The sequence below is a fragment of the Candidatus Cloacimonadota bacterium genome (assembly GCA_021734245.1).
GTDB lineage: Bacteria > Cloacimonadota > Cloacimonadia > Cloacimonadales > TCS61 > B137-G9.
On record JAIPJH010000094.1, the window covers coordinates 1 to 12,243 of the forward strand.

General features: G+C 38.0%; 7 protein-coding genes. All 7 read left to right on the plus strand.

Going from position 1 to position 12,243, the window contains the following annotated elements:
* The first annotated feature begins 219 nt into the window (after positions 1 to 219).
* Positions 220 to 561, plus strand: a complete 342-nt coding sequence (locus tag K9N40_11550; protein MCF7815101.1) for a nucleotide pyrophosphohydrolase — start codon at positions 220 to 222, stop codon at positions 559 to 561.
* Between the two features lie 21 nt (positions 562 to 582).
* Positions 583 to 4,236 (plus strand): Eco57I restriction-modification methylase domain-containing protein, encoded by a 3,654-nt coding sequence (locus K9N40_11555; GenBank protein ID MCF7815102.1) that lies wholly within the window; start codon positions 583 to 585, stop codon positions 4,234 to 4,236.
* Positions 4,229 to 4,996: a virulence RhuM family protein gene (locus K9N40_11560; protein ID MCF7815103.1), complete on the plus strand. Its 768-nt coding sequence runs from the start codon at positions 4,229 to 4,231 to the stop codon at positions 4,994 to 4,996. The genes K9N40_11555 and K9N40_11560 overlap by 8 nt, the downstream gene beginning before the upstream one ends.
* Before the next feature lie 609 nt (positions 4,997 to 5,605).
* Positions 5,606 to 7,543, plus strand: coding sequence for an aconitate hydratase (locus K9N40_11565; GenBank protein MCF7815104.1), 1,938 nt, complete (start codon positions 5,606 to 5,608; stop codon positions 7,541 to 7,543).
* A gap of 140 nt (positions 7,544 to 7,683) precedes the next feature.
* On the plus strand, positions 7,684 to 8,976 hold the full coding sequence (locus K9N40_11570) for an ATPase (protein ID MCF7815105.1): 1,293 nt from the start codon (positions 7,684 to 7,686) through the stop codon (positions 8,974 to 8,976).
* Complete coding sequence (locus K9N40_11575) at positions 8,976 to 10,823, plus strand: ATP citrate synthase (protein MCF7815106.1); 1,848 nt, start codon at positions 8,976 to 8,978, stop codon at positions 10,821 to 10,823. Before K9N40_11570 ends, K9N40_11575 begins: the two co-directional genes overlap by 1 nt.
* Before the next feature lie 11 nt (positions 10,824 to 10,834).
* Positions 10,835 to 12,243, plus strand: a 1,409-nt coding sequence (locus K9N40_11580; protein MCF7815107.1) for an NADP-dependent isocitrate dehydrogenase, incomplete at its 3' end; no start/stop codon positions are given.

Below are 12,243 nucleotides of genomic sequence, written 5' to 3' on the forward strand. Positions count from 1 at the left end.
TTATTACAGGTTGGCTGAAGTTCTTAAATACTGCTTTAATAGAATCGGGTTATACAGAAAAATTACCTATCAGAAGCAGAAAAATGAACTTCTACAATTGAGGGTGTCATGCTTTTAATATTTTTTCGGGGGATGCGTGCAAATATTAATCTGCTTGACAGAAGATAGGTGATAAATGAATTCATAAACATATTTTAAAAGAATCAGAAGGAATAAACTATGAATGATTTAATGCTGCAAATTAGAAAATTTATACAGGAACGCGATTGGGAACAATTCCATTCACCAAAAAATCTCGCCATGGCTCTAAGTATAGAAGCAGCTGAAATTATGGAACATTTTCAGTGGAAAACAGCAGAAGAAAGCAGACAACTGAACGATGATACTTTGAATGAAGTAAAAGACGAAATAGGGGATACACTTGTATATTTACTTAGATTGTGTGATGAATTGAAAATTGATCCCATAAAAGCTGCTGAGGATAAAATGATAAAAAATGCTGTTAAATATCCTGTAGATAAAGCCAAGGGAAATGCTAAAAAGTATACGAAATTTTTATAAGACTTCATAAAAGGTGTTTAAATGCTAAAATCAAAATATATAAAGAATAACAAAGCTTGTGCCGGTAAATTTGGCAGAAACGAAATAACCCAAGAGCAACTTGATGATTTTGAAAATAAATTCAGAACATTTTACGAAAGATTTAAAACATCAAAAGAAAACGAAACCGAAGAATACTTCAAGAATCTGTTCAGAGACTTTTTATTAAACAGCTTTTACAAAAATAAACATGCAATAAATACAAAATCTTTTACCGGTCAGCATGGAACTGATCTGGCTATTCATGCTTCGCAAGATGTAAACAGCCGCGTAGAAGTTCTGATAGAATTCAAAAAACCAACTAACAAAACCGGTATGATCTCAATAGATAATCTGAATAGAAAAGCAATGCACGAAGCGGTTCTATATTATCTACAGGAACGCATGAAAAACAACAATGTAGAATTAAAATATATTATCATCACGAATCTAAATGAATTTTTTATCTTCGATGCCAAACATTTCCATAAATTGTTTTACGAAAATGCTACAATTAGAAATGTTCATGCTTCCTGGAGTTCTCATAAAACTGATGATGACAGTACCAGGCAAATGTACGACATCATTGCTCAACAGATCAGTGGAATGGAAACTGAGATTGAAACAATCCATTTTGAATTAAACGATTTTGTTAATTTCTCGAATAAATCCAACAAATCCAAAATTAAACATATTTACCAAATCTTATCTCCCCGCTTTCTGCTGAAAGAAACAGTTCTGCAGGACAGCAACGAACTGAATAAGAATTTCTACAATGAGCTTCTTTATATAATGGGCTTAGAAGAATATAAGGAAAAAAATAAAAAACTGATCAGACGCTGCGAAAACCGGCAGGAAGGCTCACTGCTGGAAAATACAATAAACCAGATGAAAACGCATTATATCAATCATCCCGAAGATTATGGCGGTGAGACCGAAGATCAGCAGTTCAATTATTCTCTGCAATTGAATATAACCTGGATCAATCGAATTCTTTTTCTTAAACTGCTGGAAGCTCAACTCATTTCCTATCATAACAAAGATCAGGATTACGCTTTTCTGAACTATAAAAAGATCAAATCCTATAAAGAACTTTCGGAACTGTTTTTCCAGGTTTTAGCGATAAAACAAAACGAAAGATCAGAATATATACACTCCAAATATAAAAATCTGCCGTATTTAAATAGTTCACTTTTCGACCGTTCGAAACAGGAAGAAGAAGTAAGCATTACAGAACTTTCCGATCTGGAAATTCCGATTTACAAAAAGACAGTTTTGAAAAACGGCAAAAAAAGACTTTCCAGCAAAATGAAAACTCTGGAATATCTGCTGCGTTTCCTGGATGCTTACAATTTCGGTTCCGAGATCGAACCTGATGAAGACAGAAAATCGCTGATCAACGCTTCAGTGCTGGGTTTGATCTTCGAAAAGATAAACGGCTACAAAGAAGGTTCATATTACACTCCGGGCTACATAACCATGTACATGAGCCGGGAAACTTTGCGCCGCTCTGTTCTGGATAAACTGAACACTGCTTTCGAAAAAGATTTCCAGGAGTTTGATGAACTGATCAATTTCTGCTCCAATCTTTATAACTCAAATGATCTGAAAAAAGCAAACGACTGTCTTAATTCGATCACGATTTGCGATCCCGCAGTTGGTTCCGGTCATTTTCTGGTTTCGGTGCTAAACGAAATGATCGCTATCAAAGCAGAGTTGGGAATATTGTGCGACGTAAATGCTAAACCCCGCAAAGATTGGGAAATCCTGGTAGCAAACGATGAATTGAATATTCATAATGCTTTTGGCGAACCATTCGAGTATAAACTAAACGAAAACGGAAAACCACACAAAGAATTGCAGAACATTCAAAAAACCATCTTCCACGAAAAACAGACCATTATCGAAAACTGCCTGTTCGGAGCTGACATTAATCCTAATTCCGTGAATATCTGTCGGTTGCGACTCTGGATCGAACTGCTGAAAAACGCCTACTACACCGAAGAAAGTAAGTTTGTAGAACTGCAAACTCTGCCGAATATAGACATCAACATCAAATGTGGAAATTCTCTTATCAGCCGTTTCGATCTTAAAGAGAATCTTTCCACCGTTTTAAAAAGAACCAACATGACGGTGGGAGAATATCTGCGAAAAGTGAGAGATTACAAAAATGCTACCGGCAAGCAGGAAAAGAAAGCTCTGCAGAATGCTATCGATCAGATTAAAAGCAACTTTAAAAAAGAGATGATGCACCAGACCGAAGTTTTCCGCAAGTTTGCCCGATTAGAAAGGAAATATCAATCTTTCTTTGAAGATCAGGATCTATTTGAAGAAGATAGAAAAATAAAACAGAAAACAGAGGAGTTTGAAAAAACAGAAAAAGCCTACAACAAAGCCAAAGCAGAATGGGAAGTGTGGGAAAACGGCGAAGTTTACCGTAACGCTTTTGAATGGCGATTTGAATTCCCTGAAGTGCTGGATGAAACAGGAAAATTTACCGGTTTCGATATTGTGATCGGAAATCCACCATATATTCAATATGGTGAAAATGCAATTTTGCGTAATTTATATTTGAATAGATTTTATTCTGCAAGTTATAAAGTTAATAGTTACTACTTATTTTTTGAACAGGGAATATTAATATCAAATAAAAATGGATATTTATCATTCATAACTCCAAAATCATATCTGAAAAACAAATATGCGAAAAAACTTAGAGAATTCATTATTAATAATGTATCTTTGATAAGCGTTGATGATTTCTACTACAGAGTTTTTGAAGATGTTCATGAAGATGTTTTAATTACTCAAATAAGTTTAGATAAAAGCGACAAAAAATTAAAATATTCAAAAATTATTTTAATTAGTGAATTTGATAATAAAACATTTTCTAATTTTGACCTAAATAGAATTAGTGAAAATGATTACTTATTTGAATTTGAAATAAGTGAAGAAACAGAAAAATTAATAAACAAAATTTATGATAGCTCAATTATGTTAACGGAGTTATGTGGCGCATATTTTGGAATACAAACTTTTGATAGAAAAAGTTTTGTATTTGATGAAAAGATAAATGAATTTTGCAAACCAGTTATTGATGGAGAAAATATTCAAAAATATAATATGATTAAATCAACTCAATATGTTGAGTTTAAACCAGAAAATATAAAAAGTGGTGGTAATGAATATATATATAATTCAACAAGATTAGTAACTCGCCAAATTGCTGATATTCCACCTTTTGCTATAGCACAATCAGGTCTATACACATTAAATACAATTTATAATATTTTTTTCAGAAAACATTGTGATAAAACTAGAATTCATGAGATTCTTGGGATTCTAAATTCAAAATTAATTGGGTTCATATGGAAAACAAAATTCTATGATAAGAAAGGAACTTATCCAAAGGTCAAAAAAACTCCATTACTTTCATTACCTATCCCTAAAAGTGAAGTATCTTTAATTTCAGAAATTGTAATAGAAAATATTAAAAGAAGATTTGATGGAAATGTAATGAATAAAGTTTTACTGAAAATCGATTTGATTTTATACAAACTCTACCAACTCAGTTACGAAGAAGTTTTGATCGTCGATCCTGATTTCCAGCTTTCTAAGGAAGAGTTTGAAAGGTATGAGGTGAACCAGCATGAATGATTTTGATCAAAAAGATGTTATTATCTATCAATCTTCCGATGGAAAAACTTCAGTTGAAGTAAATTTGAGAAAAGAAACTGTCTGGTTGAATCAAAAACAGATGGGTATTTTATTTGATAAGAATTATAAGACAATTTCCAGACATATAAACAACATTTTTAAGCAAGGAGAATTAGAAAGAGATTCAACTGTCTCGTATTTTGAGACAGTTCAAAATGAGGGTGGTAGAAAAGTAGTTAGAAAATTAGAATTCTATAATCTGGATATGATAATTTCGGTTGGTTATCGTGTTAATTCAAAACGTGGAACTCAGTTTCGCATCTGGGCTACAAATGTCTTAAAAGATCACTTGATAAATGGATATTCAATTTATCGTCAACGTTTAGAAAATCAAACTGAAAAAATTAAAGAATTAAACAATACAATTTTGTTAATTGAAGATGTTGTTAAACAGAAGCAATTAACAACAAATGAAGCAAAAGGTTTGATATTTGTAGTTTCAGATTACATAAGAGCTTTGGATATTCTTGATGACTATGATCATCAGAGGCTAGAGCTATCGAGCAGATTAAGCAAGAATTTGATTAGAAAATTAGATTACAATGAAATAACAAAAGCAATCAATGAGCTCAGAAACTACTTCAGAAATAAAGGTGAAAAAGTAGAATTATTTGGAGTAGAAAAAGACCAATCTCTTAAAAGTTCAATATCGGCAATTTACCAAACATTTGATGGAAAAGACCTTTATCCATTAATATAACAAACTCTACCAACTCAGTTACGAAGAAGTTTTGCTGAATTCCAGCTTTCCAAGGAAGAGTATGAAAGGTATGAATTAGAAAAATAAACCGTTTTGTCACAAAACCTTTCGGCATGTGACAAGACTGCAAAACTTGTCTTATGCAGCGCAGGCGTCATGAGACAAGTTAAAAAAAATAAATCTGTTATTCCCCAATATCTGCACTATCTTAAATATCACCCCAAAAATCGTGGTATTTATCTAACCAAATTGAACCGCTGAATATTCCGTAAAACATCATGTAATGCCTTGAAAGATATAGATTAAACGGATATAACTGAATAGCCGTCAACTATTGCCAATGGCAAGGTAAATCAAAAAAATCCTCTATATAGTATAAAAGCTTTGACACTAAATTTCAGATTAATTTTTTGTCCCCAAAATTTAGGATGAAATATGGGAAACAATAATATTGTTGAACATAGCAGCAGCGACCGAAAGATTAGAGAACTATCAATCCGTAGTAATTTGATACAAATCATTATGAATGGGGTTTCTATTCGTTAAAAAAAATAGCACATCACCAGCAAATTAATATTTTCAAAACAAAAAAAATAAATGAGGTTAATGATGGGAAAAAACATCGTGGAAAAAATCCTTTCAGATCACATTTTGGAAGGTAAACCTGAGCAGGGTCAGGAAGTCGGCATCAAGATCGATCAGACGCTTACTCAGGATGCTACAGGAACGATGGCTTATCTGCAGTTTGAAGCCATGGGCGTTCCCAGAGTGCAAACAGAACTCTCGGTAAGTTATGTCGATCACAACACAGTTCAGATCGGCTTTGAAAATGCTGATGATCACAAATATCTGCAATCTGTTGCAGCCAAATACGGTATTGTTTATTCACGTGCCGGAAATGGAATTTGTCATCAGGTTCAGCTGGAAAGATTCGGCAAGCCGGGAAAAACACTTTTAGGTTCAGATTCTCACACTCCAACCGGTGGCGGGGTTGGCATGATGGCAATTGGTGCCGGCGGCTTGGACGTAGCAGTTGCAATGGCTGGCGGAGCTTTCTTCCTGCCATATCCAAAAGTTGTTAAGATCAATCTTACCGGCGAACTTCAGCCGTGGGTTGCAGCCAAAGACGTTATCCTGAAAGTTTTAGAAAAATTTACAACCAAAGGAAATGTAGGCTGCATTTTTGAATATGGCGGACCCGGAGTGAAAACACTTTCCGTTCCAGAACGAGCAACCATCACAAACATGGGAGCAGAATGCGGAGTTACAACTTCCATTTTCCCAAGTGATGAAATCACCAGAAAATTCCTGAAAGCTCAGGATAGGGAAGAAGACTGGACAGAACTCATCGCAGATGAAGATGCCAAGTACGATCAAGTTGTTGAGATCAATCTTTCTGAACTGGTTCCGATGGCTGCTACTCCACACAGTCCGGGCAACATCAGCACAGTAAAAGAAATCGGCGAAATTGATGTTGACCAGGTTTGTATTGGAAGTTGTACGAACTCTTCCTACACAGATATGATGACAGTTGCCGAAATTTTGAAAGGTAAAAAACTTCATCCAAATACCAGTTTCGTGGTAGCACCAGGATCGAAGCAGGTTATCGAAAACATCATGCAGGACGGCGGTTTTGCCAGCATCGTTTCTGCCGGAGCCAGAATAGCCGAATCAGCTTGCGGCTTCTGTATTGGAAACAGTCAATCTCCCAAAACTGATGCAGTTTCGCTTAGAACCAGTAACCGTAACTTCCTGGGGCGTTCCGGAACAAAATCTGCCAATGCTTATCTGGTGAGCCCGGAAACAGCAGCAGCTGCAGTTATCACAGGAAAATTCACCGATCCCAGAGACCTGGAAAAAATGGGAATTGAATATCCCAACGTGAAAATGCCGGAAAAATTCTATATCGATGATTCCATGTTCATCTTCCCGCAGGATGCAGAAGTAACCGAAATTTATCGCGGACCAAACATCGGCGATCCTCCAGCTGCAAAACCTCTGCAGGATAAGATCGGTGGCGTGGTAACACTGAAAGTGGAAGATAAAATTACTACAGATCACATAATTCCAGCTGGATCCAAAATGAAATTCCGTTCTAATGTTCCCAAATATTCCGAATTCCTGTTTGAAGTTGTCGATCCTACCTTCCACGACAGAGCAGAAGAAATCAGAGACAGCGGCAAAGATAACATCATCGTGGCCGGACTTTCCTACGGACAAGGTTCCAGCCGAGAACACGCAGCTTTGTGCCCGATGTATATGGGTGTGAAAGCTGTTCTGGCAAAATCGATGGAAAGAATTCATAATGCCAATCTTATCAACTTTGGAATTCTACCTTTGAACTTCGTGGATGAAGCAGATTACGACAAGATCGATCAGGCAGATGAACTGGAAATTTCCAATATCAAAGAAGCTTTGAAAGAAGGCAAAAATCTGATCGTAAAAAATATTACCAAAGGTATCGAGATCGCAGCAAATTATGCTCTTTCCGATCGCCAGAAAGAAATTCTTCTGGCCGGCGGTACTTTGGCAATGATGAAGAAGTAGCTGTATCTTTCATCTTGTTACCAGAGCCCTCTTTGGGAACAAGGAATGACACACCCCGTCTCTACCGAAAAATCGGTAGAGCCACCCCTCTCGAGAGGGGAATGAAAAAAATCATAAAATAAAAATAGGAGAATGTGACAATGGCACAAAAAGGAATAAGAGAATTCGATGCCAAAAGAATGATGTCGAAAGCTCTTCCTGAATTTTCTAATGGCAAGATCAAATTTGAGGTGTCTCAAGTTCTGATCGGTCCCAAAACAGATCTGCAGAAACTGGCAGACGAAAACCCGTGGCTCAAAACAGCCAAATTAGTGGCAAAACCAGATCAGCTTTTTGGTAAACGTGGTCTTAACAACTTGCTCTATGTTAACAAAACCTGGCAAGAAGTTCAAGCCTGGATCAAAGAGCGCATGAACAAAACCGTTACTATCAAACAAACTACCGGCGAAACAACCGGTGAACTGAATCAGTTCCTGGTAGAAAAATTCGTTCCGCACGAAGAAGAGTATTACATTGCTATCACCACTCATCGTGAGAATGACACGATTCATTTTTCCACTCATGGCGGTGTAAACATTGAAGAAGTCTGGGATACAGTTGTTACTCTGGATATTCCAATTATGGAAGACATCGCAGATCAGGATGTGGAAGGTTTCCTTCCTGCTGAACTCGGTGATAAAAAACAGACAGTTGCCGATTTCATCAAAGCTCTCTACAAAATGGTGGTGGAATATCATTTTGTATATCTGGAACTAAATCCATTTACATTCGTAGATGGTGTTCCGGTAGCTCTGGATGCTGTGGCAAAAGTTGATGATTATGCATCTTATCAATGTGCCGAGAATTGGGGAGAGCTGAAATTCCCAAGTCCTTTTGGTTTGGAAAAAACTCCTGAAGAAGAAAAGATCGATGCCATCGATGAAAGAACCGGTGCTTCTCTCAAACTCACAGTTCTCAATCCGGAAGGAAGAATCTGGAATCTGGTTGCCGGTGGCGGTGCTTCTGTTATTTATGCCGATACCGTTGTCGATCTTGGTTATCACAAGGAATTGGCAAATTACGGAGAATACAGCGGAAATCCTTCTACCGAAGATACTTATGCTTATACTAAAACTGTTCTCGATCTGATGACTCGCCAGAAAGATCCGCAGGGAAGACCAAAATTCCTGCTGATCGGTGGTGGAATTGCCAATTTTACTGATGTGGCAAAAACTTTTACCGGCATCGTGCAGGCTATCACAGAATTCAAAGAAAAAATAAAAGAAACAAATGTAAAAATTTATGTTCGCCGCGGCGGACCAAATTATGTGGAAGGTCTGAACATTATGAAAAGACTGGGTGAAAAACTCGGTGTTCCCATCGAAGTTTACGGACCGGAAACACACATGACAAAAATCGTATCTCTGGCTCTGGGTCAGAAGGCAGGTGCATAATGCAAAACTATGAACTTTTTGATAAAAATACCCGCTCCTTTATTTATGGAGCGCAGCAGAAAGCAGCACAGAGAATGTTGGATTTCGATTATCTGTGCAAAAGAGAAACTCCTTCTGTAGCAGCGTTTATCACTCCTACAGGAACTGGTTATTACAAACTTTTCTGGGGAACCAAAGAGATCAGAATTCCCCGCTACAAAACAGTAGCCGAAGGTTTGGAAAATCATCCGGAAGTTGATGTGATGGTGAACTTTGCTTCCGAGCGTTCCTGTGCAGAATCTACCATGGAAGCTCTGGATACAGAAAATATTCGTACTATCGTAATGATCGCGGAAGGCGTTCCGCAGAGAGATGTGCGTAAGATCGCAAAAATTGCCAAAGAAAAAGGTAAATGGATCATCGGACCGGCAACAGTTGGTGGACTTAAGCCCGGCTGCTTCAAGATCGGTAATGCTGCCGGAACTATCCAGAATATTCGCGACACAAAACTGTATCGTCCGGGTTCGGTGGGATTCGTTTCTGTTTCCGGCGGACTTTCCAACGAAGGTTACAACATTGTTGCCCGAAATACAGATGGAATTTATGAAGGTTATGCTGTGGGTGGAGACGTTTATCCTGCTACAACTCTCATCGATCACCTTTTGCGTTACGAACAGAATCCAAACATTAAAATGATGGTCGCTCTGGGTGAAGTTGGTGGAAAAGACGAATACCAGATCATTCAAGCCATCAAAGATAAAAAACTCACAAAACCGCTGGTAATGTGGGTTACAGGAACTTGTGCCGAAATGCTGCCGGGTGGTGTTCAATTCGGACATGCCGGTGCCAAAGCAGACAGCCAAGAAGATACGGCTAAAGCAAAAAATCATGCTCTGCGCGAAGCCGGTGTGGTAGTTCCAGATTCATTTGAAGATTACGATCAAAAAATTAAAGAAAATTTTGATAAGTTGAAAGCAGAAGGTAAGATCGAAGAATTCGTAGAACCTGAAACTCCTAACGTGCCAATGGATTATGCTCAGGCAGTTGCCGAAGGTCTGGTGAGAAAACCAACTAATTTCATTTCAACAATTTGCGATGAAACAGGTGAAATTCATAATTATTGCGGCGTTCCAATCGATCAGGTTATCAAGGAAAATTACGGCATTGGTGGAGTGCTGGGACTGCTCTGGTTCAAGAAAAAACTTCCTCAATATGCTCGTGATTTCATCGAACTGGTCATTCAGATCGTTGCCGATCACGGTCCGGCTGTTTCCGGTGCTCATAACACCATCGTTACAGCTCGTGCCGGCAAAAACCTGATCGAATCGATCATCAGCGGAATGGTAACTATCGGGCCGCGATTTGGTGGAGCTGTGAATGGTGCTGCCAACCATTTTACCTGGGGATTGCAGAATAATCTGGAACCTCGTGAATTCGTTACCGAAATGAAAAAGAAAAATGTAATGATCCAGGGAATCGGACACAGAATTCACAGTATTGATAATCCTGATGAAAGATGTGAAATCATGATGAACTTCGCCAAAGAACACTTCCCGAAACATCCGCTTCTGGATTATGCTCTGGCAGTTCAAGATGTAACGACAATGAAAAAAGGAACTCTGATCTTGAACGTTGACGGAACGATCGGTGTACTTTTTGTAGACCTGCTCAAGAGCTTGAATTACACAGATGAAGAGATCAAAGAAATGATCGATATGGGATTTTTCAATGCCTTCTTTATCATCGGCAGAACCATGGGATTCATGGGGCATTATTTCGATCAGAAACGTTTGAAAACACCTTTGTACCGGCATCCCTGGGACGATGTTCTTTATGATGTTCCCGATCATCCTGAAGAAATAAAATAAGGAGTTATGAAATGAGTAAACCAGAAAATACTGAGAAGATCATTTATACCAAAGTAGATGAGGCTCCAGCTTTAGCTACTTATTCGCTTCTGCCCACTATCAAAGCTTTTACAGATGTAGCAGGCGTGAAAGTGGAAACCAGAGACATTTCTCTGGCTGGAAGGATCATCGCTAATTTCCCGGAAAAACTAACTGAAGAACAGCGTATCACGAACGATCTGGAAGAACTTGGTGAACTGGTGAAAAAACCAGAAGCAAATGTTATCAAGCTTCCCTGCATCAGTGCTTCTATTCCACAACTGAAAGCTGCTGTCAAAGAACTCCAGGAAAAAGGTTATGATATTCCCAACTATCCTGAAGAACCAAAAACAGAAGAAGAAAAGAAGATAAAATCTGTCTATGACAAGATCAAAGGAAGTGCAGTAAATCCTGTACTGAGAGAAGGTAACTCCGATCGTCGCGTTCCTCTTCCAGTAAAAAATTATGCCAAGAAAAATCCACATTCCATGGGAAAATGGTCTCCAAAATCTAAATCTCATGTATCTCATATGAGCAGTGGTGATCTGGCATCCAACGAAAAATCTCGTACGATCACAAAATCTACAGCGGGAAATTGCAAGATCGAATTCATCAATCCGCATGGCGAAGTTACGATTCTAAAAGATAAGTTGCCACTTATCAAAGGTGAGATCATCGATGGAACAGTAATGAGCAATAAAGCTCTGCGCAAATTTCTGGAAGGTCTTATCGAAGAAGCCAAAAAAGAGGATGTGCTTTTTTCAGTTCATCTGAAAGCAACTATGATGAAAGTATCAGATCCGATCATTTTTGGTCATGTGGTTTCTGTATTCTTCAAAGATGTATTCGAAAAACATGCCAAAACTTTTGAAGAATTGGGAATCGTTCCCAGCAACGGTCTGGGAGATCTTTATCAGAAGATCGATACACTTCCTGAAGATAAGAGAAAAGAGATCGAAAAAGATATTGCAGCTGTTTACATAAAACGCCCCAAACTGGCGATGGTAGATTCCGATAAAGGTATCACCAATCTGCATGTTCCCAGCGATGTTATCATCGATGCTTCCATGCCGGCTGCAATCCGAAATTCCGGTAAAATGTGGGGACCAGACGGAAAACTCCACGATACAAAATTTGTAATTCCCGACAGCAGTTATGCGGGTGTTTACAAAGAAGTTATCGATTTCAGTAAAATTCATGGAGAACTCGATCCTAAAACTATGGGAAATATTCCAAATGTGGGATTGATGGCTCAAAAAGCTGAAGAATATGGTTCTCACGATAAAACTTTTGTCTGCCCGGATGACGGAAAAGTAGTGGTAACAGCTGAAAACGGTCAAACTCTTCTGGTTCATGAAGTAGAAAAAGATGATATCTGGAGAATGTGTCAGGTAAAAGATCT